Source organism: Massilia sp. GER05, assembly GCF_052056005.1.
Lineage (GTDB): Bacteria > Pseudomonadota > Gammaproteobacteria > Burkholderiales > Burkholderiaceae_D > Telluria > Telluria orientalis.
Genome location: NZ_CP178858.1, coordinates 2,293,446 through 2,317,386, shown reverse-complemented (window position 1 = coordinate 2,317,386; position 23,941 = coordinate 2,293,446). Strand labels below are relative to the sequence as shown.

Annotated in this window: 22 protein-coding genes and 1 tRNA gene; 14 read left to right on the top strand and 9 right to left on the bottom strand. The window is 67.4% G+C overall.

Annotated elements, in window-relative coordinates:
• Positions 1-67 precede the first annotated feature (67 nt).
• Positions 68-547, top strand: coding sequence for a MarR family winged helix-turn-helix transcriptional regulator (locus tag ACL58G_RS10325; protein ID WP_413383008.1), 480 nt, complete (start codon positions 68-70; stop codon positions 545-547).
• A gap of 12 nt (positions 548-559) precedes the next feature.
• Here ACL58G_RS10325 and ACL58G_RS10320 read toward each other — a convergent pair whose 3' ends face one another.
• On the bottom strand, positions 560-997 hold the full coding sequence (locus tag ACL58G_RS10320) for a hypothetical protein (protein WP_440966687.1): 438 nt from the start codon (positions 995-997) through the stop codon (positions 560-562).
• A gap of 248 nt (positions 998-1,245) precedes the next feature.
• A complete protein-coding gene (locus tag ACL58G_RS10315) occupies positions 1,246-2,229 on the bottom strand; it encodes a diguanylate cyclase (RefSeq protein ID WP_413383004.1) in 984 nt (327 codons plus the stop codon).
• Positions 2,230-2,391: 162 nt separating this feature from the next.
• On the opposite strand from ACL58G_RS10315, the gene ACL58G_RS10310 reads away from it, so the two are divergent.
• The 4 genes from ACL58G_RS10310 to ACL58G_RS10295 all read left to right on the top strand — a co-directional run bounded on the left by ACL58G_RS10310 (position 2,392) and on the right by ACL58G_RS10295 (position 7,292).
• A tRNA-Lys gene (locus ACL58G_RS10310) sits at positions 2,392-2,467 on the top strand.
• Between the two features lie 194 nt (positions 2,468-2,661).
• Entirely contained in the window at positions 2,662-4,686 is a 2,025-nt protein-coding gene (locus ACL58G_RS10305) for a TonB-dependent receptor plug domain-containing protein (RefSeq protein ID WP_440966685.1), read from the top strand.
• 2 nt (positions 4,687-4,688) lie between these two features.
• A complete protein-coding gene (locus tag ACL58G_RS10300; protein WP_440966683.1) occupies positions 4,689-5,204 on the top strand; it encodes a YfiR family protein in 516 nt (171 codons plus the stop codon).
• Between the two features lie 15 nt (positions 5,205-5,219).
• Complete coding sequence (locus tag ACL58G_RS10295) at positions 5,220-7,292, top strand: putative bifunctional diguanylate cyclase/phosphodiesterase (protein WP_440966681.1); 2,073 nt, start codon at positions 5,220-5,222, stop codon at positions 7,290-7,292.
• A gap of 7 nt (positions 7,293-7,299) precedes the next feature.
• On the opposite strand, the gene ACL58G_RS10290 is transcribed toward ACL58G_RS10295, so the two are convergent.
• Positions 7,300-9,141: a glycoside hydrolase family 13 protein gene (locus ACL58G_RS10290; RefSeq protein WP_440966679.1), complete on the bottom strand. Its 1,842-nt coding sequence runs from the start codon at positions 9,139-9,141 to the stop codon at positions 7,300-7,302.
• Between the two features lie 128 nt (positions 9,142-9,269).
• Between ACL58G_RS10290 and ACL58G_RS10285 the strand changes: the two genes are divergently transcribed.
• Both ACL58G_RS10285 and ACL58G_RS10280 read left to right on the top strand, forming a co-directional pair.
• Positions 9,270-9,884 carry an IMPACT family protein gene (locus ACL58G_RS10285; RefSeq protein WP_440966678.1) on the top strand — a complete coding sequence of 205 codons (615 nt, stop codon included), beginning with the start codon at positions 9,270-9,272 and terminating at the stop codon, positions 9,882-9,884.
• 103 nt (positions 9,885-9,987) lie between these two features.
• On the top strand, positions 9,988-11,157 hold the full coding sequence (locus ACL58G_RS10280; protein ID WP_413339646.1) for an MFS transporter: 1,170 nt from the start codon (positions 9,988-9,990) through the stop codon (positions 11,155-11,157).
• Positions 11,158-11,288: 131 nt separating this feature from the next.
• Here the strand turns inward: ACL58G_RS10280 and ACL58G_RS10275 are convergent, their stop codons facing one another.
• Together ACL58G_RS10275 and ACL58G_RS10270 are read right to left on the bottom strand one after the other, a co-directional pair.
• Positions 11,289-12,236, bottom strand: coding sequence for a choice-of-anchor A family protein (locus tag ACL58G_RS10275; protein ID WP_440966676.1), 948 nt, complete (start codon positions 12,234-12,236; stop codon positions 11,289-11,291).
• A 73-nt stretch (positions 12,237-12,309) separates the two neighbouring features.
• Positions 12,310-12,864 carry a cysteine hydrolase family protein gene (locus ACL58G_RS10270; protein ID WP_440966674.1) on the bottom strand — a complete coding sequence of 185 codons (555 nt, stop codon included), beginning with the start codon at positions 12,862-12,864 and terminating at the stop codon, positions 12,310-12,312.
• A gap of 105 nt (positions 12,865-12,969) precedes the next feature.
• Here ACL58G_RS10270 and ACL58G_RS10265 point away from each other — a divergent pair, with 105 nt between their 5' ends.
• The 5 genes from ACL58G_RS10265 to ACL58G_RS10245 all read left to right on the top strand — a co-directional run bounded on the left by ACL58G_RS10265 (position 12,970) and on the right by ACL58G_RS10245 (position 17,505).
• Positions 12,970-13,878 (top strand): LysR family transcriptional regulator, encoded by a 909-nt coding sequence (locus ACL58G_RS10265; protein ID WP_440966672.1) that lies wholly within the window; start codon positions 12,970-12,972, stop codon positions 13,876-13,878.
• A 92-nt stretch (positions 13,879-13,970) separates the two neighbouring features.
• The gene (locus ACL58G_RS10260) at positions 13,971-14,765 is read left to right on the top strand and encodes an isocitrate lyase/PEP mutase family protein (RefSeq protein ID WP_440966671.1); all 795 of its coding nucleotides are present in this window, start codon (positions 13,971-13,973) and stop codon (positions 14,763-14,765) included.
• Positions 14,762-15,895, top strand: coding sequence for a hypothetical protein (locus tag ACL58G_RS10255; RefSeq protein ID WP_440966669.1), 1,134 nt, complete (start codon positions 14,762-14,764; stop codon positions 15,893-15,895). The genes ACL58G_RS10260 and ACL58G_RS10255 overlap by 4 nt, the downstream gene beginning before the upstream one ends.
• A 32-nt stretch (positions 15,896-15,927) precedes the next feature.
• The gene (locus tag ACL58G_RS10250; protein WP_440966667.1) at positions 15,928-16,650 is read left to right on the top strand and encodes a DUF4198 domain-containing protein; all 723 of its coding nucleotides are present in this window, start codon (positions 15,928-15,930) and stop codon (positions 16,648-16,650) included.
• Between the two features lie 48 nt (positions 16,651-16,698).
• Positions 16,699-17,505 (top strand): helix-turn-helix domain-containing protein, encoded by an 807-nt coding sequence (locus ACL58G_RS10245; protein WP_371769137.1) that lies wholly within the window; start codon positions 16,699-16,701, stop codon positions 17,503-17,505.
• Between the two features lie 6 nt (positions 17,506-17,511).
• Here ACL58G_RS10245 and ACL58G_RS10240 read toward each other — a convergent pair whose 3' ends face one another.
• From ACL58G_RS10240 to ACL58G_RS10225, 4 genes are all read right to left on the bottom strand, one after another.
• Entirely contained in the window at positions 17,512-18,348 is an 837-nt protein-coding gene (locus ACL58G_RS10240; RefSeq protein WP_413343510.1) for an HDOD domain-containing protein, read from the bottom strand.
• 131 nt (positions 18,349-18,479) lie between these two features.
• Positions 18,480-19,511, bottom strand: a complete 1,032-nt coding sequence (locus ACL58G_RS10235) for a BON domain-containing protein (protein ID WP_440966665.1) — start codon at positions 19,509-19,511, stop codon at positions 18,480-18,482.
• A gap of 216 nt (positions 19,512-19,727) precedes the next feature.
• Entirely contained in the window at positions 19,728-20,417 is a 690-nt protein-coding gene (locus tag ACL58G_RS10230; RefSeq protein WP_413382978.1) for a hypothetical protein, read from the bottom strand.
• Positions 20,418-20,523: 106 nt separating this feature from the next.
• Positions 20,524-21,483: an AraC family transcriptional regulator gene (locus tag ACL58G_RS10225; RefSeq protein WP_440966663.1), complete on the bottom strand. Its 960-nt coding sequence runs from the start codon at positions 21,481-21,483 to the stop codon at positions 20,524-20,526.
• 78 nt (positions 21,484-21,561) lie between these two features.
• Here ACL58G_RS10225 and ACL58G_RS10220 point away from each other — a divergent pair, with 78 nt between their 5' ends.
• Together ACL58G_RS10220 and ACL58G_RS10215 are read left to right on the top strand one after the other, a co-directional pair.
• Entirely contained in the window at positions 21,562-22,812 is a 1,251-nt protein-coding gene (locus ACL58G_RS10220) for an MFS transporter (protein WP_440966661.1), read from the top strand.
• Positions 22,808-23,830: an NADP-dependent oxidoreductase gene (locus ACL58G_RS10215; RefSeq protein ID WP_440968001.1), complete on the top strand. Its 1,023-nt coding sequence runs from the start codon at positions 22,808-22,810 to the stop codon at positions 23,828-23,830. Before ACL58G_RS10220 ends, ACL58G_RS10215 begins: the two co-directional genes overlap by 5 nt.
• Positions 23,831-23,941: the final 111 nt, after the last annotated feature.

Sequence of the window (23,941 nt, the reverse complement as noted above, 5' to 3'; positions counted from 1 at the left end):
GCTCTCCCAGTGTCTTATGTGTAAAATGCACATAACTGGAGAGGAGTATATGGCAACGAAAAATAATGTGCAAGATACACATATATCGGCGCGGCTGCGTGAATTGCACACGTCGCTGATCAGCATCGTCAGCGCGATGAACCGGCCGCAACGCGACGAGGAACTCATCCGCCAGGCCGGCGTCCGGCTGGACCGCGCACTGTTTCCGCTGCTGGTCGGGATCGAACGGCTGGGGCCGATCGGCGTCGTCGAGCTGGCCGAACGGTCGGGACGCGACTACACCACCGTCAGCCGCCAGGTGGCCAAGCTGGACAGCCTGGGCCTCGTGGAACGGCGCGCTTCCGACGCGGATGCGCGGGTCCGCCTGGCCTCGATCACCCCCAAGGGCAAGGCCATGACGGACGCGCTCGACGCCGCGCGCGACAAGATGGCCCGCGCCGTCTTCGCGTCGTGGGACCAGGAGGATTTCGACAACCTGGTGCGGCTGATGCGCAGGCTGGCCGATGCGATCGACCAGCCGCCGGCCCCGCCCGGCGACGCGGGCTGAGCGGCCGGCGCCTCAGCGCTGCGCCATCTTCGCCGTCACCACGATTATCTGCGCGAGGCGCGGATCGGTAACGTCGCTCGGCACATAGCTCATCATCATGTCTTCGCGGGTGTCGCCCTTGTTGAATTCCATGATCACGTTGCCGTCGCGCGAAACGAAGCGGTCGGGCGATTGCGCGATGAGGCGCATCGGACGCTGTTTGTCGATCTGGGCGACGATGCCGTCGCGCGCCGGCTTCACGTTCAGGCGCCAGCCGTTCGACAACGCGTACGCGCCGCTGACCTCCTCGGCCTGGTAGTCCCAGATGCGGAATGCCGGGCGCGGCTGCGCGGTCACCTCGACGCGCGAGATCGGCGCGTCGTCATTGATCGGATAATTCCCCGACTGCGCGCCGGCACCGGGCGCGAACAACAGCAGGGATGCGGAAAGTGCCAAGGGAAGCGGATGCATGATGTCTCCTTCGGATCGTGATGGACAATGCCGCGGTACGGGTCTTTGCCGGCGGCGGCAATTCAGTCTAGGGCGCCGGTTGGCAGCCACAAGGGCGGCAAGGGCCGCATCACGAAACAGTCTGTATTTACGCTAAATCAGATCGACGAGAAATGACACGCGTGCGCCGACGACGGGCGGGATCCCGTATCGCTATGCGTGGCTGCGTGATCCGATATGCACGTCATGGCGACGTGCTGAATGACCCGTCAGCCGGATACGTCGCCGTCTACCACGACACGGTTGCGGCCACCACGCTTTGCCGCATACAAGGCCTTGTCCGCGGCCTCGATCAGTGCGGGAACCTCATGCAGGCGTTCACGGTCAAAGCTTGCGACACCGATGCTCAGCGTGACCATCGGCCAGTGGGCCGCGGGTGCGTGCGGCAGCGCCAGTCCGGCGACGTGTTCGCGAATCGCGTTGGCGTGCAGCCTGGCCTGCTCGAGCGACGTGTCCGGCAGGATCGCCGCGAATTCCTCGCCACCATAGCGTGCCGCCACGTCGGCCGGACGCTTGAGTTTGGCAGCGAGGGCTTGGGCCACGGTGGACAGGCAGGCGTCGCCCTGCTGGTGGCCGAAATGGTCGTTGTAGGCCTTGAAGGAATCGATGTCGATCAGCAGCAGCGACAGCTCGCCCTTCACGCGTTGCGCGCGGCGCAGTTCGCGGTCCAGCGCAACATCGAAGTAGCGGCGGTTGGCGATGCCGGTCAGGCCGTCGACGTACGATCGCGCGCGCAGCGATTCCGCGTGGTCGAGGAGACGCTTTTCGCGTTCCACGGCGCCGCTGACGTCGCGGATCTCGATCATGCAATAGCGCTGCTCGCCATCGCGGAACGGCGTCACCGTCACGGCCTGGTCGATGCGCGGGCCGTCGAAGCTGCCCGCCTCGCGCAGCGGGAATGGAGCCCGGCTTTCCGCCTGCGGGATGGTCGTGCTCGCGCCATCGGCCGAGGGTGCCAATGCGGCCAGCACGGCCGCTTCGACGCGCGAACCGCGCAGTTCGGGGAACACCTCGAACAGCGAGCGCTCGCGCACGCGCGCGGCGGCGCGGGCGGAACGCGGCACCATCCAACCGTTCCAGAGCACGATCTTGTGGTGGGCGTCCAGCACGATGATCCCGCTGTTGACGAGATTCAGGGCGCGCAGGGAAAGGTCGGTGGCGGTATCGGAGTCGGTCGGGATCACGGCACGCATTAATATCTGAAAATCAACTGATCATACCGGAAATCAATGCCTGTGCGGCATTTCGAGAGGCCGTCGCACGACCGATATTTGCCTGGCCACTTCAACAATTGTTGCCAATTTTCACGAAAGCACTTGGCCGTGTGCCGATGAGCCGCTATAATGCTGCCCGTCGGGTCGTTAGCTCAGTTGGTAGAGCAGCGGACTTTTAATCCGTTGGTCGCTGGTTCGAGCCCAGCACGGCCTACCACGAACACCAGAAAGCCCATGAACTTCGGTTCATGGGCTTTTTGCTTTTCCGCTTCTCTGTCAGATTCTTCCTATCCCTCCCCTCGGAATTAGTTGCACCGGCCAATTAATTGGTTCTAGTCAACAATTCGGTATTGCATGTCCTTACACTGGGCCGCTCGGGCGCTCTGCCAAGCATTCCCCCAAGGACCTGCCATGTTGCCGAACAAGGAAACGTCTCCGTCCCGTCATCTGTCGCGTGCGCTCGGCCTCCTGGCGGCTGGCTTCCAGGCCGGCGCACTGGCGCAGCAAGGTCCCGATCTGAACGCCCTGCCCCTCGAACAATTGCTCAACCTCGAGGTCGTCACGGCGTCGAAGATTCCGCAGAAGATCAGCGAGGCACCGTCGTCCGTCACCGTGATCACGGCCGAGGACATCCGCCAGCGCGGCTACCGCACGCTCGCGGAGATCCTGCAGAGCGTGCCCGGCATGACGGTGTCCTACGACCGCAACTACAACTACGCGAACATCCGCGGCCTGGGCAATCCGGGTGACCTGAACACACGGCTGCTGGTCCTGATCGACGGCCGGCGCCTGAACGACGTCGTCTACGACCAGGGCGCCATCGGCACCGAATTCCCGATCGACCTGGCCCTCATCGACCGCGTCGAGTTCGTGCCGGGACCCGGTTCCGCCATCTACGGCAGCAGCGCATTCTTCGGCGTGGTGAACGTGCTCACGAAAAGCGGCGGGGCCCTCAAGGGCCAGACCGTCAGCGTGGGCCGGTTCACGGGCCGCGGCCGTGAAGTGCGCAACACGTACGGCAGCGGGACGCCGGGCGGCACCGAGCTGCTGCTGGGCGCGTCCGTGTACGACAGTCCGGGGCGCGACGTGTACTTTCCCGAATACGACGACGCGGCCAGCAACCACGGCGTCGCCACCGGGATCGACTACGACCGCTATCGCCGGCTGTTCGCGAAACTGAGCGCGGGCGGCGTCGTGGCCGAGGCCTATTTCGGCAGCCGCACGAAAGGCATTCCGACGGCGTCCTACGGCCAGCAGTTCAACGATCCGCGCAGCTGGTCGCTGGACGAATACGCGGGCGCCGCCCTGTCCTGGCACCGCGCCGTCTCGGAGACGCTCGACCTGTTCGCCGGCGTGAGCGTCGCGCGCTACCGCTACCAGACCCTCAACGTGACCGGGTCCGCAAACGAAGGCCCGACGCCCGGCATCGATACGGCCGAGAGCCTCAGCAGCGGCGCGGAGGTGCGCGTGATCAGCAGCGCGCTACGCGGCCACAAGCTCATCGCCGGCGCGGAATACACGCGCGACAGCAAGCGGCAGATGGCGAACTACGACGTCGATCCGTACCAGCTCAATCTCGACGTCGCCCATCCCAAGCGGCAGACCGCGGTCTACCTGCAGGACGAGATGCGGCTCGGTGAGAAGCTCATCCTGAACACGGGCGTGCGCCACGACTACGATTCCGAAGGCGGCGCCACGACGAATCCGCGCGTGGCCCTGCTCTACAAGACGGCGAGCCAGGTCACGCTCAAGGCCTTGTACGGCACGGCCTTCCGCTCCGCCAACGCCTACGAGCGCTATTACACGTTCGACTTCCGGGCGAATCCGGCGCTGCGCTCGGAGCGCATCAAGACCTATGAACTGATCGCGGAATATTTTCCGACCGACCGCTTCCGCGCCACCGCCTCCGTCTTCCAGTACCGCATGCGCGACATGCTGGCGCTGGCCACCGATCCGGTCAACGGCATGCTGGTCTTTTCGAACATCGAGGCCGCCCGCGCCACGGGCGTCGAAGTGGAAGCGGAATGGCTGCGCGAGGACGGCAGCGCCCTCAAGGGCAGCGCGAACGTGCAGTCGGCGCGCAACGACGCCGGCGGCGCATGGCTGCCCAATTCGCCGCGCCGGCTGTTCAAGCTGAATGTCGCGCTGCCGCCGCTCGGCGACCACTTGCGCGCGCACGCCGAGTACCGCTACACGAGCCGGCGCCGCACGGTGCGCGGCGGCGAGGTGGGCGGCTTCGGCCTCGTCGACCTGAATCTCGTCGGCACCCTGGGCTCGCACGTGGAGCTGTCCGCGGGCGTGCTCAACGTCTTCGCCAAACGCCATGCGGATTCCGCCAGCGAGGAACACTACGACAACGGCACGCCGCCGCGCCACCTCGACGCGATCGGACAGGACGGGCGCACGCTGCGTTTCATGGCAACTATCAGGTTCTGACGATGATGCGGCCCCGCCTCGCGCGCCTCCTGCTCCTGTGCGGCCTGCTGCCGGCGGTTGCCCATGCCCAGGCGGCCGACGAATACGCGGCGAAGGCAGCGTTCATCTACAACATCGCGCAGTTCAGCACCCTGCCGAACATGAACGGCGTCGTGCGCCTGTGCGTGCTGGGGCGCGATCCGTTCGGCAGCGCGCTCGCCACGCTCGAAGGCAAGCCGCTCGGGAATGCGCGCCTGTCCATCGTGTATCCGCACTCGGGTCCGGAGGCGCTGATGCAATGCCACATCCTGTACATCAGCGCGTCGGAGTTCGACGACATGACGGCGCTCGCGGACAGCGCCCGCGCGGCCGGCGTGCTGACGATCGCCGATACGCGCGGCGCCGCGCGCAAGGGCGTGATGCTCGAACTGGTGCTGGACGACCGGCGCATCGCCTTCGAATTCAATGGCGCCGCGGCGCGCGGTGCCGGCGTCGTGCTCAGCTCCAAGGTGCTGCGGCTGGCGCGCGCCATTTATTAGACCCGGACGGCCCGCATGGAACAACTCATCGAATGGATCAACCGGCAGGCACTGAGCACCAAGCTCAAATGGACCTACCTCGTCACGAGCGGCGGCGTGATGCTGCTGTCGACGCTGTTCCTGATCGGCATCCAGCTGTACTTCTTCACGGCCGCGCTGGTGCGCCAGACGCAGTCGCAGGCGACGATGGTGGGCGAGAACCTGACGGCGGCCATGGCCTTCGCCGACGCCGAGGCGGCTGGCGACATCCTGTCCGCGCTGCGCGTCGCGCCGGACGTGCAATCGGCCGTCGCCTATGACGCGAAAGGCAAGGCGTTCGTCACCTTCGTGCGCGATCCGCAGTCGCCGCCCGCCGCGCACGACCCGCGTGCGCGCGAGACGGTGGTGGATGTCCGCGGCGTCAGCGTCACGCGCCGCATCCAGGTCGGCAGCCGCCTGCTCGGCACCGTGGTCGTGCGCAGCAGCGTGACGAGCGTGTACCGCCAGCTCGCGCTGTACCTCGCGCTGGCGCTGCCGATGACGCTGGCCCTGCTCAGCCTCTCGTACTACGCGCTGTCGCGCCTGCAGCGCTATTTCACGGCCCCGATCCGCGCGCTGTCGGCGGTGAGCGAGCAGATCTCGCGCCAGGGCGATTATTCGCTGCGCGCCGAGGTGTCGCAGGCGGCGGACATCGGCCTGCTGGCGCGCACGTTCAACGGCATGCTGGACCGCATCCAGAAGCGCGAACTGGAGCTGGAAGCGGAGATCAACGAACGCAAGCGCATCGAGGTCAAGCTGGACCGGCTGGCGCACTACGATCCCGTCACGCAGCTCAACAACCGGCACTTCTTCAACGAGCGGCTGGAATCGGTCCTCGCGCGCGCCCGCAAGTTCGACGAGCGCACGATCCTGATGTTCATCGACCTGGACAACTTCAAGACCGTCAACGACACGCTCGGCCACGACATCGGCGACGAGCTGCTGCGCCTCGTGTCGCGCCGGCTGTCGGAGACGCTGCGCTTCGGCGACGTGCTGTCGCGCATCGGCGGCGACGAATTCGGCATCATCCTCGAGAACGTGAGCCAGGTCGGGGTCGCGTCGCTGATCGCGGAAAAATGCCTGCTCAAGCTGGCCGACCCGATCCACATCCACGGCCACGACATCCACATCGGCGCGTCCATCGGCATCAGCGTGTATCCGGACGACGCGACCGACATGCACGCGCTGCTGAAATACGCCGACACCGCGATGTACTACGCGAAGAACGGCGGCAAGAACGCGTGGCGCATGTTCACGCCCAGCATGCGCGACGACGCCCATAAACGCTTCAAGCTGGACAACAACCTGCGGCGCGCGCTGGAACGCGACGAGTTCGTGCTGCACTACCAGCCGCAGGTCGACCTCAAGACGGGCGACATCGTCGGCGTCGAAGCGCTGATCCGCTGGATCCATCCGCAACTGGGCATGGTCAGCCCCAACGACTTCATCCCCGTCGCGGAGGACACGGGGCTCATCGTGCCGATCGGCGAATGGGTGCTGCGCGAAGCGTGCCGCGACCTGAAGCGGTGGCATGCGGAAGGCCATCCGCTGCGCGTGGCCGTCAACCTGTCGGGGCGCCAGCTCAAGGAAAACAACCTCGTCGCGGCCGTGCTGGCGACCCTGCGCGAAGCCGACGTCGATCCGTGCTGGCTCGAACTGGAACTGACGGAGAGCATGCTGATGGACGCCTCCACCGACATCGTCGACCGCCTGCACGCGCTGACGGACGCCGGCATCCAGCTCGCGATCGACGACTTCGGCACGGGCTATTCGTCGATGAGCTACCTGAAGACCTTCCCCGTGCGCGCGCTGAAGGTGGACCGCAGCTTCGTGCGCGGCCTGCCGCAGGATCCGGAAGACGCGGCCATCACGCGCGCCATCATCGCGATGGCCCGGAGTCTCAGGATGGAGATCGTGGCCGAAGGCATCGAGACGCAGGAACAGCACGATTTCCTGCGCGCGCACGGCTGCGACAAGTCGCAGGGCTACCTGTACGGCCGGCCGTGCGCGGCCGCGCAGATCGGGCAGATGCTCGCGCGCACGGGTGCGGGCGCCTGCGCCGTCGACTGAGTCCCGCTCACCACTCGACCACGACGGACGTCATGGCCGGCAGCGCCAGCGGCGCGTGCAGGTCAACGGCGGCGCCGGTCAGCACGTTGCGGCCCTGGCGCGCATCCTTCACCATGCCGGCGAAGCGCGACAGGTCCAGCTGCGTGTCCTGCGGATTCTTGTTCAGCACGACCATCACCGTCTGCCTGCCGTCGTGGCGGAAGTAGACGTAGTGGCCATCGCCGGGGATGTAGTGCGTCAGCTTGCCGGTCTTGACGGCGGAACTGGTCTTGCGCCAGTTGAACAGCGTGCGCACGAGGTGCTGCATGCCGCGCTGGGCGTCCGTCAGGCCCGTACCCGCGAACGCATCGACCTGGTCGCCCGCCCAGCCGCCCGGCATGTCCGCGCGCAGCACGCCGTCGGTGCGCTCCTTCGGCCCCTGGATCAGCATCTCGGTCCCATAAAACATCTGCGGAATGCCGCGCGTCGTCGCCATCAGGATCAGGTCCGTCTTCACGAGGTCGATATTGCCGTCCACCTGCGCCAGCACGCGCGGACGGTCGTGGTTATCCGGAAAGACCATCAGCTTCAGCGGGTCCGCATACAGGTAGTCGGCCGCGATGGTCTCGTAGATCCTGATGAGGCCCTGGCCGCCGTCTTCCGGCGCCGTCAGCGCTTTCGGGGCCGTGTCGACGAGCGGAAAGTCCATCACGGACGGCAGTTCGGAATGGAAGCCATCGCGGTTGACGACGCCCTTCTGCCAGTACGCGACCATGTACGGGCGGTCGTCCATCTCCTCGCCGACGACGTTCAGGTGCGGGTATTCCGCGTGCACGGCGCGGTTCCAATCGTTCAGGAAGGCCGGATCGGCATACGAATACGTGTCTTCGCGGATGCCGGACAGGTTCGCGTACTCGATCCACCACAGCGTGTTCTGGATCAGGTAGCGGGCCACCAGCTTGTTTTTCTGGTTCACGTCCGGCATCGACGTATCGAACCAGCCGTCGACGAAGCGCGCCTTCTCTTCCGGCGCCGCGTGGATGTCCTGCGCCACCGTGTGCTGGTTGTTGGTCTTGACGAACGTCCTGCCGTGGTTGATCCAGTCGGACGACGGCATGTCCCGCATCCACCAGTGGCCCGTGCCGATGTGGTTCACGACGATGTCCTGGATCACGCCGATGCCGCGCGCGTTGGCCGCGGCCACGTAGTTGCGGTAGTCCTCGTTGCTGCCGAAGCGCGGATCGATCTTGTAGTAATCGGTCAGCGCATAGCCGTGGTACGAATACGCCTGCTGGTTGTTTTCCAGCAGCGGCGTGGGCCAGACCATCGTGAATCCGAGCTTGCGGATGTAATCGAGCTGCGCCCGCATGCCCGCCAGGTCGCCGCCGTGGCGCCCGTCCGGATTGCGCCGATCGCTCTTTTCGCGCATGCCCGCATCGTCGTTGGCCGGGTTCCCGTTCGCAAAGCGGTCGGGCACGATCAGGTAGACGGCGTCGCCGGAATCAAAGCCGCGCCGCTGCGCCGAGTCCTTGCGGCGCGCTTCCAGGCGGTACGGCACGGTCGTCACCACGTCCTTGCCGCGCTTGAACTGCAGTTCCAGTTCGCCGGGCTTCGCCGTCGCCCCGATCTTCAGGTTCACGAACAGGAAGTTCGGATTGTCCGTGCGCTCGACGCCGGCGACGCGCACGCCGGGGTAAGCCAGCGCCGGCTCCAGCTCGGCGATCTTCTCGCCATGCACCATCACCTGCAGGTCGGACGACTTCATACCGACCCACCAGTTCATCGGTTCCACGTGCTGGATGGCGTAGGGCGCGGCGCCGGCCCACAGGGCGGGCAACCAGGCCGAGATGGCAAGAACAAGCTTCTTCATGAGGTCTCCAAGTTGATTTGTAGTAAAGTAACATCACAAATCGGCGACTTCAAGGCACTCCCTATAGACAACATGTAGTTTTACTTCCACATGCGATCTGCGCGGAAATACAGTAAGCTGTTGGCCCCATGCCGCAGACCATCCTCACCCCCGTCCACCACGAACTGATCATCAAGAAAAGCCGCTTCATCGCCTGCGTCCAGCCGATGCCCGACCGGGCCGGGGCGCAGAAGATCATCGCGGGGCTCAAGGCGGCGCATCCGGGCGCCGCGCACGTGTGCTGGGCGCTGCTGGCGGGCGGGCAATCGGCCGCCGTCGACGATGGGGAGCCCAGCGGCACGGCGGGCCGTCCCATGCTGGACGTGCTGCGCCACCAGGACCTGGAAGGCGTACTGGCGACCGTCGTGCGCTATTTCGGCGGCGTCAAGCTGGGCGCGGGCGGCCTCGTGCGCGCCTACACGGACAGCGTCGCCCAGGCGCTGCTGGGCGCGCAGAAGATCGCCATCATCCGCCAGCGCCACCTGCGCTGCGACGCGCCCTACCCGCTCGAAGGTCTCATTCGCCGCGAACTGGACACCGCCGGCGCCACGCTGGACGCCGTCCAGCATGCGGACGTTGTCTCATTCGCCTTCCACCTGCCGGACGACAAGGCCGCCGCACTCATTGCCCGGTTGAGCGAGGCGGGCAATGGCCGCATTCATTGGCTCGCGGAAAACGACGACCCGCAAGCAGACTCGGCCTGATACCGCTATCATGTGAGGCTATACCGGACATCACGACTCGAAAGCGGACTCGCCTGACGCGCGCCGCCATAATGTCCGGCTTCCTCCAGCAAAGACTACACACATGATCAAGAAAAGCCTGGCGCCCCTGGCCCTGGGCGGTTTCGGTATCGGCATGACGGAATTCGTCATGATGGGCATCCTGCCCGATATCGCGACCGGCCTGGACATTTCCATTCCCCAAGCGGGCTATCTGATTTCGGCGTATGCGGTCGGCGTGGTCGTCGGCGCGCCGACGCTCGTCAGCATGCTGTCGCACCGCCCGCCGCGCAGCGTGCTGATCTGGTTCATGCTGATGTTCACGGCATTCAACGCGCTCTCGGCCTTCGCGCCGAACTTCCACACGATGCTGCTGTTCCGCTTCCTGGCCGGCCTGCCGCACGGTGCCTTCTTCGGCGTGGGCGCCGTCGTCGCCACGCGTCTCGCGGACAAGGGCAAGGAAGCGGCCGCGCTCGCCAGCATGTTCTCCGGCCTGACCATCGCGAACGTGCTGGGCGTGCCCGCCGGCACCTGGCTCGGCCACAACATGAGCTGGCGCTTCGTGTTCCTGATCGTGGCCGTGATCGGCCTCGCGACGATGATCATGCTGCACAAGCTGATCCCGTATTTCGAGGCGACGCCGGGCGCAGGCCTGCGCCAGGACCTGAAGATCTTCCGCAAGCCGAACCTGTGGCTCGCGCTGGGCATCACGTCGATCGGCACGGGCGGCTTCTTCGCCTGGCTCAGCTACATCGCCCCGCTGCTGACGGACGTGACGCACTTCCACGCGAATACGATCCCGCTGATCATGACGGCGGTGGGCGTCGGCATGACGGTCGGCGTGAACGTGGGCGGCAAGCTGGCGGACCGCGTGCCGCCGCTGACCGCGATCATCATCCTCCTGATCACGATGGTTGCGCTGCTGTGCATGAACGCGCTGCTGGCGTCGTCGCAGCCGGCGATGATGGTGCTGGCGTTCGCCGTCGGCGCGAACGCGCTGGCACTGGGCCCGCCGATCCAGATGCTGCTGATCGAGCACTCGCGCGAAGCGGAGATGCTGGGTTCGTCGCTGGGCCAGTCCGGCTTCAATATCGGCAATGCGCTGGGCGCGTTCCTCGGCGGGATTCCGCTGACGCTGGGCTATTCGTATGCCTCGCCGCAATGGGTGGCGGCGAGCCTCGCGCTGTCCGGCGTCGTGCTGGCGCTCGCGATGCGCGCGCATGGCCGGCGGGGCGCGGTGGCGGTGCCGGCCTGACCGACGACATGAACACGTACCTGCAAAATAGGCACGTCATCCCCGCGCAGGCGGGGATCGAATTTTGCACGCATGTCGATACGCGTAAAACTTGGGTTCCCGCCTGCGCGGGAACGACGGATCAAACGATCTCAGTCCTGCCGGCGCTTCCTTCTCGTCGCGCCTGCAGCGAGTAATCCTGCCAGGACCAACGCGATACTGCCCGGCTCCGGCACATGGGCCGACGCCGCATCGCCGCCCTGGTCGAGCTTCAATCCGGCGATATCGACCGGATTGAAGTAATGATTCGAATTGACCTGCACGGTGGACGACCAGGTATCGACGATCACATTCCCATTGATGACGCCCCAGTTCGCCGTCTGCGTCGCATACGGCGCCAGCACGCTGCCGATCACGCCGCGCACGTCGATCGTCTGCGCTTCGTAAAAGTTGAACAGCACGTTGTAGCCGGCGAGCGGCTCGAAGCTGATGCCGCCATTGTTGAAGGTGCCCGCGTTGCCGCTCACGTTGAAGACGAGCGTCTCGCCGGGTACCAGCTTGTCGAGAGTCCAGCTGCTGGAATTCGCGAACAGGTCGGACGACACGTTGAAAATGTCGACGCCGCCCTTCCCGCTGCCCGTCACCTGCACGCCGCTCCATAGACGTGTCACCGCGCCCGTTGCGTCGAGGTCGGACAGCGCATCGGCCACGCCCGTGTAATAGCCGGCCGCCGCCTTGAAGTCGACCGGATTGCTCGTCGCCATCTGCGGCGTCGCGGCCCACGTCAGCGCACTCGTGCCGCCCACATACGCCTTGCCGTTCTCGATCGAACCGCCCGTCAACGACAGGTTCCCGCCCGCGACCAGCGCATAGCCGTCCTTGCCGAATGCGTTCTTGCCGTTATGGTTGATCGAATAGCTGGACACCGTCACATTGCCCCCGGCCACGACCGCGCCTTCAACGTCGCTGGACGGCGCCGTGAAGTCGTGGATCGCGTACAGGTTCGCGCCGCCGACCGGCGCCATCAAATTCAGCACGGTCGCGTGGGCGGAACCGGAACCGAGGACGGCGATGGCGAGGGCAAGCGGGGCAATGCGCATGATATTTCTCAATAGAAATGTATGATTCTCTACAGTATCATCGTTTCCGGCAGTTTCGCTAGAATTTTTCCTCTTATTCCCGCAGCATGGCCGCCGTGCTCGTCACCGTGGCAAATTCGCCATGCAGGCTCGCCACCGCCGTCGCATGCATCTGCTCCGCGCTGAACCACGTGCCATCCGGCCCCGTGCGCTCGTGCGTCGCGCAGGCATCCTCGACGAGGAACGTTTGAAAACCGAGATTGCCGGCCATGCGCGCCGTCGTCGACACGCAGTGGTCCGTCGTCAGGCCGCACAGCACGACCGTCTCGATACCGCCCGCGCGCAACCGCGCTTCCAGGTCCGTGCCGATGAAGGCGCTGTTCACATCCTTCGGAATGACGATCTCGCCCGGCAGCGGCTGCGCTTCCGGCTTGAACGCGTGGCCCGGCGTGCCCGGATGGAACGCGCCCTGTTCGCTGCGCGAACCATGCTGAACGTGGAACAACGGCCGTCCCCCTTTGCGCCACGCGGCCAGCAGCGCGGCGATGTTGCGCTCGGCCTCCCGGTTGTTGCGTTGACCCCAGCGCGGGTCGAGGAAGCCCTGCTGGACGTCGATGATGACCAGGGCGGCATTGGCGAAGGTGTGCATGGGTGTGTCCTTTCATGAAAAACCACATGGTCGCCGCCACGTCGCCATGACGCTACCGAAATGCCGGATAATTGCCGGTTCATCCATGACAGATTTCGATGGCCCATGAAGCTCAGCCAACTTCACATGCTCGTCGCGGTGGCGGACCACGGCAGCTTCAGCGCGGCCGCGGCGGAACTCGGGTGCACGCAGTCGCGCATCAGCCATGCGATCGCGGAGCTGGAACGCGAACTGGATACGCGCCTGCTGGCGCGTGCGCGTGACGGCTCGCTGCCCACCGAGGCCGGCCTGCGCGTGCTGGACAAGGCCCGCGCGATGCTGCGGCTCGAAGACGCCCTGCGCGCCAGCGTGCGTGACGACGGCGCCATCGAAGGCCGGGTGCGCATCGCGTGCTTCCGCAGCATCGGCACGCACCTGCTGCCATATGTCGCCGAAGCGCTGGCGGCCCGCCATCCGCGACTCGTGCTCGACATCGACGATTCTTGCAACGACCGCCTGGAAGTCGTCGCCGCGCTACGTGCGGGCCGCGCGGACGTCGGCATCGCCCAGCTGCCCGTGGAAGACGGCTTCGTCGTCCACCCGTACGTGGCCGACGACTACGTGCTCGTCGTGCCGGCCGCGCGCGCGTTCACGCTGCCCGTGACGTGGGGCCAGCTGGACGGCCTGCCGTTCATCCGCCTCGGCTGCTCGGGCGCGGATGCGATCCTCGCGCGCTGCCGCGGGGCCGGCCTGGTCGCCACGGCCGAGCGCACGCTAGGCAACGACACGAGCATCGCGGCGATGGTGGCGCGCGGCATGGGCTGGTCGATCCTGCCGCGCCTCGCGACGTATCCCGAGCCGGACGAGGTGCGCGTGCTGCCGCTGCCGATCCCCGCACGCCGCCAGTTCGCCCTGGCGGGAGCGCGCGCGGCCATGCGCAACGCGCGTGTGAAAGCCGTGCTGGACGTGCTGCGCGACCGCCGGCTGCTGGCGGCCACGCGCGCGTACCGGGCGGGCATCCTGCATTGTCCATGACCTCGGAGGTCATGCCGGCATGACCTCGCACGTGATTGAGCGCGCCGCGTTCGATCGCCACACTGTGGTCTCCAACAATGCAGGAGACCACCATGTCCGACCAGATCCTCAAGGCCCAGGTCCTCAAAGCCCAGGTCCTCAAAGCCCACGCACTGCGCGCATTGCACACGCCAAGCGCGCCGCTCGTCCTCTTCAACTGCTGGGATGCCGGCAGCGCCAGGGCCATCGCCGCCGCCGGCGCCCAGGCCATCGCCACCGCCAGCTGGGCCGTCGCCGCCGCCAACGGTTACGAGGACGGCGAACACGTGCCCCGTGACCTGGCCATTGCCAACATCGCACGCATCGCCCGCGCCGTCGCCTTGCCCGTGACCGTCGACCTGGAACGCGGCTACGGCGCCACGCCGACCGAGGTCGCCGACACCGTCGCGCAAGCGATCCGCGCCGGCGCCGTCGGCTGCAACCTCGAAGACGGCATCGCGGCCGGCGGCCTGCGCGATCCCGGCGAACAGGCCCTGCGCCTGCAAGCGGCACGCGACGCCGCCGACAGGCTCGACGTCCCGCTCTTCATCAACGCCCGTACGGACGGCTTCCTGCTCACGGCACCCTTTGACCACGACGACGCCCTGCTCGACGCCACCCTGGCGCGCGCCCGCGTGTACGCCGCGCACGGGGCCGATTGCCTGTTCGTGCCGGGCCTCGTCGATGCGGCACTGATCGAGCGGCTCGTGCAGGCCTCGCCCTTGCCCATCAACCTGATGGCCGCCGCCGGCACGCCTCCCCTGGCCACGTTGCGCGCCCTCGGCGTCGCGCGCCTGAGCCACGGCCCCGGCCCGTACCTGCAGGCGATGCGCGCACTGGAAGACGCCGCGCGCGGCGTCGCCGCATGATGCCGGCCCGGCTCGCGCTCGCGGCGGCGCTCATGCTGTCCTCCGCATTCACGTCGGCATCCGACCACCTGGATTCGCCGAAGGTCATCGCGGACCCGCGCGTGGACATCGGCGACATCTACGCGTGGACCTCGGCCGACGGCCGCCGGCTGAATCTCGTGATGACCATCGTCGGCCACGCGCTCGACAGGAATGCGGAATACGCGTTCCACATCGACAGCGGCCCGCGCTTTCCCGACACGACGGCGCGCACCGACATCGTGTGCCACTTCGCGTCGAAGACACAGGCGGACTGCCTGATCGGCCGCGACGAAACCATCCAGGGCGACCCGGGCCGGCTGGCGGGACTCGCGAGCGCGAGCGGCCGCAGCCGGCTGTTCGCGGGCCTGCGCGACGACCCGTTCTTCAACAACGTGAAGGGCTCGCGCGCCGCGTTCGACCTGGCCGCCGCGACGCTCCCTCGCGTGCCGCGCGACGCGGCGGGCTGTCCCGCGTACACACCGAAGCAGACGGCGGCGATCCTCGACCAGTGGCGCCACACGGACGGCGGCCCGGCTCGCAATTTTCTTGCGGGCTGGACGCCGATGGCGATCGTGCTCGAGGTCGACCTCGGCCTCGTCAACCGCGGCGGCCCCGTGCTGGCGGTGTGGGCCGATACGCTCGTCGACGACGTCCGCATCGACCGCATGGGCCGGCCACTGACGGGCAACGGCCTGCTCGCGCACCTGGGCAGCGACGAGGACGCCGACGCCTACAAGCTCCGCTACAACGCGGCGACACCGGAGACGGCGGCCGAATTCGTGCCCGTCATCGCGAAGTCGCTCGCGCTGTACGACGGCTACGACGGCCGCTGCGGCAACCAGCTCATGATCGACGCCGCCGCGCCGCCCGGGCAGCGCTACCTGCCGCTGGCCCGGTTGCTGGCCGACGACCGGCTGTGGGTCGACAGCGCGGCCCCCACGTGCACGCAGCTGTTCGGCGTGGAACTCGGACTGCACGACTGCGGCGGCCGGACACTCCATTACGACGCGGTGAACGTGTACCGCTCGCTGCTCGCAGGCGGCGCCGTCACGGACGGCGTGCGCGCGGACGACCAGCCGCACTCGGACACGGTGTTCCCGTTCCTATGAGGGTGTGCTTATTCCTCATCCTGTGCCTGTGCATGAACGCCCGCGCCCACGACTTCTGGGTCAATCCGGACAGCTTCGTCGTGTCGGTGGGCGCCAGCACTGCCTTGAGCATGCAGGTGGGCCACGGCGACGCGCGCCGCACGTCGATGATCCCGTCGCGCCGCATCCAGCGCTTCGCCGCATGGACGCCGGCTGGCGAGGTCATCGACCTGCGCAACGACGGCAGGCTCGCGCCCGCGGAGCCGGGCCTGCATCTGCTGGTACTGGAAACGGACGCGGACGCGCTGAGCCATCTGCCGGCCGACCGGTTCGACGCCTACGTGCGCGAAGAGGGTTTGTGGCCCGCGGCGGCCGCGCGCGGACGCGATGTCTTCGAACGTTACCGGCGCGTAGCGAAGGCGCTCGTGCAGGCCGGCGCGCCCGGCGAAGGCAGCCAGGACCTGGCCATGAAGCGCCTCGGCCTGCCGCTGGAAATCGTGTTGATGACATCGCCGTCGGACGGCGGCATGCTGACGGCGCAAGTCATGTTCAAAGGCTGTCCGTTGCGGCGCGCACTAGTAAAACTGACGGACCTCGACCACGACGCGCAGCCCGTCGCCGCGCAGGTCACGGATGGCGAAGGCCTCGTGCGGCTGCATCGTCCGCCGCCGGGCCACTGGCTGCTGAACGTCGTGTGGACCACGCCGCTGGACGGTGACGAAGGCATCGACTACGACACGATCTTTTCGAGCCTGTCCTTCGGGATCGACCCATGACCTCGGACGTCATGGCCCGGCGCCGCGCGGCCGGGTTATCATCGGCGGATGACGCCTCTCGACCTCGCCCCCGTCCCCGTCGGCCTGCTCCTGCGCGAATGGCGCGCGGCGCGGCGCCTGAGCCAGCTCGACCTGTCGCTGGACGCGAACATCTCCGCCCGCCACCTCAGCTGCATCGAAACGGGCAAGGCGCAGCCCAGCAGGACGCTGCTGATGCGCCTGGCCGACGTGCTGGACATGCCGCTGCGCGAACGTAACGCGCTGCTGCGCGCGGGCGGTTATGCGCCGAGCTATCCCGAGACGGGGCTCGACACGCCGGCCATGGGCCGCATCAACCAGGCGATCGATTTCATCCTGCGCCAGCAGGAACCGTATCCCGCGTTCCTCATGAACCGGCACTGGGACATCCTCGCGACGAACCAGGCGGCGCAGCGCGTGAACGGTTTCGTGCTCGACGGGCGGGCGAGCAGGCACGCGAACATGCTGCGCGCCGTATTCGATCCGGACGACCTGCGGGGCGCGCTGGCGAACTGGGACGACGTGGGCGGCACGCTGATCGGCCACCTGCACGCACTGGTCGCGGGGTCGCCGACGGATACGAAGGCGCGGGCGCTGCTGGACGAGATCCTCGCGTATCCGAACGTGCCGTCGCGCTGGCGGCTGCGCGACCTCGATACGCCGCCGGCGCCGCTGCTGACGACGGAATTCCGTCACCGCGGCGTGACGCTGAGCTTCTTTTCGACGATCACGACGTTCGGCACGCCGCGCGACGTCACCATCGACGGGCTGCACATCGAATCGTGCTTTCCGATGGACGAGGCGACGGCGCAGTTCTGCCGCCAGCTCGGCGGCTGACGTCCGTCAGACGAGCAGCGCGCCGCCCATCGACGCGGCGATCTCCGACGCTTCCTCGATCATGCGCTGGAGGGTCTCCTCGTCCAGCAGGTAGTCGAGCGCGCTCTCGCTGTGTTCGGGCAAGGGCGCGCGCGCCGTGCCGAGCGGCGACGGCACGCTGGCGTACATGTTCGCCAGCAGCAGCGTGTCGAGCAGCGAAGCGGGCGGCATGTGCAGCCAGGCGCCGCGCAGCTCGAAGATCGCCTCGGCGACCGGATCGGGCAGCGCCAGCTTGCGCGCCACTTCGCGCGTGACGACGTCCTCGCACAGCTCGGCCCATTTTTCCGGATCGTCGTCCAGCAGGCCCGGGAAGCCGTCGGCGCGCGACAGCAGGTAAAAGCCGCCGACCTCGTGGACGATGCCGGCGAACATCGCCGTGTCCGGATTGACGAAGGTGACGTGATGCGCGAACACGTGGGCCAGCGCGGCCACCTGCACCGTGTGTTCCCACAGCTGCTCGGCCTTGGCGCGCAGGTCCGGATCCTCGATGCGGGCGCCGAACTGGCGCACGACGAGGCTGGCGACGAGCATCTGCAGGTTGCGGTAGCCGACCCGCGTCACGGCCGAGCGCACGTTGGTGACGGGACGCCCGCTCGTGTTGAACGTCGAGGAATTGGCCAGCGCCACCGTGCGCGCCGCCAGCTGCGGCTCGCCCAGCACGAGGCGGATCGCATCCTCCAGGTGGCAATCGGGATCGTTGAGCGCGTGCTGCAGGCGCAGCACCGCGTTCACGCTGGTCGGGAAGGAAATCTCACCGCGCGCCGCCTGGGCGGCGATGGTTCCAAAAGCTTCGAGTCTGTTCACGGCCGCGATTATACCGTGCCGTATCCAACGTAAATGCGTTTCCGGCCGCTTCGTGACAACTTGTGGTAGATCAGCAAAAAAAACGGCCCGCCAACTTCGGCGGGCCGCAGAGGGGCAGAAAGTGGTATGGCTTATTTGACCTTGATGGCGCTCTTGACGCTGGCTACGCCGTCGACGCCCTTCGCGACTTTCACGGCCTTGTCGGCCTGTTCCTTCGAATTCACGAAGCCGCTGAGCATCACGACGCCCTTTTCCGTCTCGACATGGATGCCGAGCGAATCGAGGTTCGGTTCCTTGACCAGGCCGGCCTTCACCTTGGTGGTGATGGCGGTATCGGAGGCGGCCACGCGGGTCTTGCCGGCGGCATTGCGGGTCTTGTCGGCCGTCTGGTCGCCGGCACGGTCCATCGCGTTGTCGGTCTTCTGGGCAACGGTCGAACCGGCCTCCTTCGTCTTCTCGACGGCCGAGTGCGCGACTTCCTTCGTCTTTTCAGCAACTGTCGCGGCCGCGGCCTTCACTTTGTCGCCCGCGGTCGCGGCAGTGTCGCGCGTCTTTGATGCGGCATCCGCGGCGGTGTCGCGCACGGCCGACGGTTTCGTTTCAACGAGGCAGCCCGTCTTCGCATCGGCGCCCATCTGCGCACACTTGTCGACGGCGGCCGCCTTGGCCGGGTCGCGCGTGTCGGTGCTGGTCACGAGGCCGCCGCCGGAAGCCTGGCTGCCGCCGCCGCTGGCGCCGCTGCTCGTCGTGGCGGTGCGGTCGGCCTTGGCGTCGGCCAGCGCGGCCGTGTGCACGGATGTCGCGTTATCCATGCAGCTGTCCTTGTCGGCACCGCTCTTCGCGTCGCACTTCGCCTTGGCCAGGTCGTACTCGGCGTCGGCGACGTTGATACGCGTGCGGGCGCGGCCGGCTGCCGTGTTGTTGTACCTGGACAGTGCATCGGCTTCGGTGCGGGTGCGCGCCAGCCGGGCTTCGGCCATGCAGATGTCCTTGTCGCTGCCGCTCCGGGCGTCGCATTTCGCTGTCGCCGCCCGGTATTCCGACTCCGCTTTCTGGGTGAGATTGCGGTAGGTCGCCGGGTCGTGGTTGAGTGCCGCAGTCGGTGCCGCGGCGAAGCTCGCGCCTGCAGCCGTCGCGAGCAAGGTCGCAATCAGCGTTTTCATGGTCTTGTCCCTGTGTTGTTTGTTGTGACAGCCAGATTTAACGCCCGCACGCCAGGGACCTCTGTGCGGCACCGTACACTTGTCGGACAAACCATAAATGCAGTCAACGTCGCCCCCGCGGAGGCGGGATAGCCCCACCGGCGCTATCCCGCCAAGTTTTGCGGCCGTAGCTTAAGGACTTGGATTCCCGCCTGCGCGGGAATGACGAGTTGGGGCTTAGTCGTCGCTCAGCAGCCCCTCGCGCCACAACGGCGCCGCGTCCTCGAACGGCTTGCCGGCACTGCCGAAGCGCGCGCCGTCGCGCGCGAGGCGCACCCACGCGCGGGTATCGTGGCCGTTGCGCGCGACCGGCTGGTCGTGCCTGAGCTTTTCCAGCCACGCGTAGATGCGGCCATAGTCGCCGGGGTGACGGGCGTGCGTCCAGGCCAGCGCCACCAGGTCGGCATAGCCTTCCTCGCGGCGGGTTTCGCGCATCGCCTTCGATGCCGCCAGCAGCGACGGATCGTCCGCCGTCTCTTCGTTCACCTCGACGAAACCGGCCGGCAGCGCATGCCACGCGCCCTGCGCATAGCGCCAGCAATGGCCGATCTCGTGGGCCGCCATCGCCTCGATCAATTCGCCCTGCCCGGCCGCCGGCACGCCGTCGAGCTGGCGCTCGGCATCCGGATTGCCGCGCAGCGACAGCACGAGCTTGCAGCGCCCGCCCGCGAAGCCCATCGCCATCGGGACGTCGTTCGGGCCCGCCTGCGGCTGGACGACGACATCGATGGGCAGGTTCAGGCTGCGCGAGTACGCGAGGACGGGAAGCGCGGCGCCGAGCCAGCGCTGCTCCAGCGGCGTGAGGTCGGCGGCGGCGGCGGGAAGGGTTGCGCACAGCAGCGCTGCGGCGAGGACGGCTTTGGACATGGAGGACTTCCCGTTGGATATTTAAAATGCCTAACGGCAATTTTAAATCCGGTTGAAGCCCCTTTTTCAGCAATATTTTTGCGCCTGTTTAAAAGCGTAATCTTGCCTATCCGGCCACGCGCGCCTCGCTGGGCGGATGCCCGATGACGCGTTTGAAAGCGCGGCTGAACGACGCCTCGGAGTCGTAGCCGAGCCGGTTCGCGACGGTCGCCACGCGCATGCCGTCGCGCGCGATCCAGTGCCGCGCCTGGAACATCTTGACCTTGGCCACGTACTTGGCCGGCGTTTCGCCGACGGCGCTGGAAAACTTGTCGATGAAGCTGGACCGCGAGGCGCCCATCACGCCGGCCAGTTCGCTCACCGACCAGTCGCGCTCCGGCTGGCGGTGGATCGCCGCCAGCACGCGTCCGATCTGCGGACAGCGCACGGCCGCGATCCACCCGCTCGCATCGCTGCACGCGCATTCGACCCATGCGCGGATGATGCTCGCGGCCAGCACGTCCGCCAGCCGCGCGAGGATGCCGCAGGCGCCGATGCGGTCGAGCGCGACTTCGCGTTCCATCGCTTCCAGCATCGCGTGCACGGCCGGGTCGCGCTGGCCCAGGTCGGCGGCGCGCATCGCCTCGGGCATCATCGCCAGCAGCGGGTGCAGCGGGTCGAGATTGAACCGCATCGCGCCGCAGAACAGGACCTGCTCCGCCGCCGCATCCTGCGCACCCGCGCCGCTCACGAGATACAGGTTTTCCGACACGGCCTTGCGCGCCAGCGAGTCGATCTCCACCGCCGGCAGGTCCGGGCTGCTGGCCATGACGTGCGCCGTACCGTGCGGCAGCAGCACGGCGTCGCCCGGATTCAGCTGCAGCCAGCCCTTCGTGGCCGTGTGCATCCAGCAGCTGCCTTGCGCGACGAAGTGAAAGCTCGCCTCCCGCTTGGCGGGGAACGCGACGGCCCACGGCTCGCGCATCACGCAGCGGCCGTATTCGACGCCGTCGAGGCGCAGGCCGAGGAGGATTTCGGTCAGGGCGTCCTGGCCGGTCTTCGAATCCCTGTTTGGACGAATGGTCATGAGATTTGGATTGAATGGCATGGAAAGTCCAGAATCTTAGCCCTACACTGCCATTTCCACAATATCCCGAGGTATCCGATGAATGAATCCACCTGCATCGACGTCGCGGACGCGCATGTCGCAGACGCGCATGTCGCGGACGCGCATGTCGCGCCACCGCGCGTCGCGGCCCAGGCGAAAGACGCGAACTGGGGCGGCATCGCCAGCCTGACGCTGGGCGTGTTCGGTCTCGTGACGGCCGAGTTCCTGCCGGCCAGCCTGCTGACGGCGATGGCCGCCGACCTCGGCGTGTCCGACGGCGCCGCCGGCCAGGCCGTCACCGCCACCGCGGCGGTGGGCGCCGCGGCCGCGCTGACCATCCCCGTCCTCACGCGGAACCTCGACCGCAAGCGGGTGATCCTCGCGCTGACGGCGCTGCTGGTACTGTCCAACGCGCTCGCCGCGACGGCGCACAGCCTGCCGGTGCTGATCGCGGCGCGGGCGTTGCTGGGCATCGGCCTCGGCGGCTTCTGGTCGATGGCCGCCGCGCTCGCGATGCGCCTCGTCCCGGAGCACCTGTTTGCACGGGCCATGTCGCTCATCCTCACCGGCGTCTCCGTCGCCACCGTGTGCGCGGCGCCGGTCGGCGCGTACATGGGCGACCTGTGGGGCTGGCGCAGCGCCTTCGTGGCGGCCGGCGTCGTCAGCGTCTTCACCCTGGCCGCGCAATGCGTCACCATCCCCGCGCTGCCGCCGAAGGACAACCCGAACGTCAAAGTCCTGTTCGAACTGCTGGGCCGGACCAACGTGCGCGTCGCGCTGCTCGCCGTGCTGCTCGTGATTTCCGGGCACTTTGCCGGCTTCACCTACATCCGCCCGTTCATGGAACAGGTCACGCACCTGTCGGTCAGTGCGATTTCCGCGGCCCTGCTCGCGTACGGTATCGCGGGCTTCTTCGGCAATATCGCCGGCGGCTTCCTGGCCGAGCGCAGCGAGCGCCTCGCCATCGTGGCCGGCGCCGCCCTGATCGCGCTGCTGGCCGCCACGCTGTGGGTCGCGGGCACGTCGGTCCCCGTGACCATCGCGGCGATCGCGGCATGGGGCTTCGCGTTCGGCGCCTTCCCGATCGGCTTCCAGACGTGGATCGTGCGCGCCGCGCCCGACCAGGCCGAAGGCGCGGGCGGGCTGCTCGTCGCCGCATTCCAGATTGCCATCGCCAGCGGCGCCGTCGGCGGCGGCATCCTCGTCGACCGGATCGGCGCGCCGGGCGGTCCGATTTTCTCCACCGTCGCGCTCACGCTCGGCGCACTGCTCGTCGTGCGCTACGGCCCGCGCCCCGCATCCAATTAAGGAGACCACCATGACGAATCGGCGTATCGTCCTTGCCGCCCATCCGCAAGGCGTTCCGACTCCGACGGATTTCCGTCTCGAAGACACACCCGTTCCGGTGCCGCGGGACGGCCAGGTGCTGCTGCGCACCGTATGGCTGTCGCTCGACCCGTACATGCGCAACCTGATGGAGCAAGTCGGCCCTGGCTATGCCGATCCCGTGCCGCTGGGCGCGACGATGGTCGGCGGCACGGTCAGCCGCGTCGTCGAATCGCGCCATCCGGACTACAAGGCCGGCGACCTCGTCGTCGGCGCCGCGGGCTGGCAAGAGTATGCGCTGTCCGACGGCAGCGGCCTGATGCCCGTGGACGACCTGGCGCGCCCGTCGCTGGCGCTGGGCACGCTCGGCATGCCCGGCTTCACGGCGTACGTCGGGCTGCTCGACATCGGCATGCCGCAGCCCGGCGAGACCGTGGTCGTCGCGGCGGCCACCGGTGCGGTCGGCGCGGTGGTGGGCCAGATCGCGAAGATCAAGGGTGCGCGCGTCGTCGGCATCGCCGGTGGTCCGGACAAATGCCGGTACGCGGTGGAAGAACTGGGTTTCGATGCGTGCGTGGACCATCGCGATCCGCGCTTCGCCGAACTGCTGGCGGCGGCCTGCCCGGACGGGATCGACGTGTATTTCGAGAACGTGGGCGGCGCCGTGTTCGATGCCGTGCGGCCGCTGTTGAACGTGAACGCGCGCGTGCCCGTGTGCGGCTTCATTTCGCACTACAACGGCGGCGCTGCCGAAGGCCCGGACCGTCTCGCCACGTGGATGGCGACCCTGCTGTCGAAACGCATCCGCATGCAGGGCTTCATCATCCTGGATCACTACGGGACGCGCTTCGACGCCTTCCGCGACGACATGGCCGGCTGGCTGGCGGCCGGCAGGATCAAGGTGAAGGAAGACGTCGTCGACGGGCTGGAAAACGCCCCCGCAGCGTTCATTGGCCTGCTGCAGGGGCGGAACTTCGGCAAGCTCGTCGTGCGGGTTTGATCACGCGGCGGCGATACGCCCCTGCGCGCGGCCGGCACGACGGCCAGGCTCGCGGACGGCCGCGCCGCCTGCGCATCCAGCTTGAAAATGCTGACGAGGCGCGCGAGGTTC

Excerpts from the sequence above, each read along its gene's own strand:
- ACL58G_RS10320 (WP_440966687.1), bottom strand. The coding sequence starts at position 997 with ATGCATCCGCTTCCCTTGGCACTTTCCGCATCCCTGCTGTTGTTCGCG.
- ACL58G_RS10315 (WP_413383004.1), bottom strand. The coding sequence starts at position 2,229 with ATGCGTGCCGTGATCCCGACCGACTCCGATACCGCCACCGACCTTTCC.
- ACL58G_RS10305 (WP_440966685.1), top strand. The coding sequence starts at position 2,662 with ATGTTGCCGAACAAGGAAACGTCTCCGTCCCGTCATCTGTCGCGTGCG.
- ACL58G_RS10300 (WP_440966683.1), top strand. The coding sequence starts at position 4,689 with ATGATGCGGCCCCGCCTCGCGCGCCTCCTGCTCCTGTGCGGCCTGCTG.
- ACL58G_RS10295 (WP_440966681.1), top strand. The coding sequence starts at position 5,220 with ATGGAACAACTCATCGAATGGATCAACCGGCAGGCACTGAGCACCAAG.
- ACL58G_RS10290 (WP_440966679.1), bottom strand. The coding sequence starts at position 9,141 with ATGAAGAAGCTTGTTCTTGCCATCTCGGCCTGGTTGCCCGCCCTGTGG.
- ACL58G_RS10285 (WP_440966678.1), top strand. The coding sequence starts at position 9,270 with ATGCCGCAGACCATCCTCACCCCCGTCCACCACGAACTGATCATCAAG.
- ACL58G_RS10280 (WP_413339646.1), top strand. The coding sequence starts at position 9,988 with ATGATCAAGAAAAGCCTGGCGCCCCTGGCCCTGGGCGGTTTCGGTATC.
- ACL58G_RS10275 (WP_440966676.1), bottom strand. The coding sequence starts at position 12,236 with ATGCGCATTGCCCCGCTTGCCCTCGCCATCGCCGTCCTCGGTTCCGGT.
- ACL58G_RS10270 (WP_440966674.1), bottom strand. The coding sequence starts at position 12,864 with ATGCACACCTTCGCCAATGCCGCCCTGGTCATCATCGACGTCCAGCAG.
- ACL58G_RS10265 (WP_440966672.1), top strand. The coding sequence starts at position 12,970 with ATGAAGCTCAGCCAACTTCACATGCTCGTCGCGGTGGCGGACCACGGC.
- ACL58G_RS10260 (WP_440966671.1), top strand. The coding sequence starts at position 13,971 with ATGTCCGACCAGATCCTCAAGGCCCAGGTCCTCAAAGCCCAGGTCCTC.
- ACL58G_RS10255 (WP_440966669.1), top strand. The coding sequence starts at position 14,762 with ATGATGCCGGCCCGGCTCGCGCTCGCGGCGGCGCTCATGCTGTCCTCC.
- ACL58G_RS10250 (WP_440966667.1), top strand. The coding sequence starts at position 15,928 with ATGAACGCCCGCGCCCACGACTTCTGGGTCAATCCGGACAGCTTCGTC.
- ACL58G_RS10245 (WP_371769137.1), top strand. The coding sequence starts at position 16,699 with ATGACGCCTCTCGACCTCGCCCCCGTCCCCGTCGGCCTGCTCCTGCGC.
- ACL58G_RS10235 (WP_440966665.1), bottom strand. The coding sequence starts at position 19,511 with ATGAAAACGCTGATTGCGACCTTGCTCGCGACGGCTGCAGGCGCGAGC.
- ACL58G_RS10230 (WP_413382978.1), bottom strand. The coding sequence starts at position 20,417 with ATGTCCAAAGCCGTCCTCGCCGCAGCGCTGCTGTGCGCAACCCTTCCC.
- ACL58G_RS10225 (WP_440966663.1), bottom strand. The coding sequence starts at position 21,483 with ATGACCATTCGTCCAAACAGGGATTCGAAGACCGGCCAGGACGCCCTG.
- ACL58G_RS10220 (WP_440966661.1), top strand. The coding sequence starts at position 21,562 with ATGAATGAATCCACCTGCATCGACGTCGCGGACGCGCATGTCGCAGAC.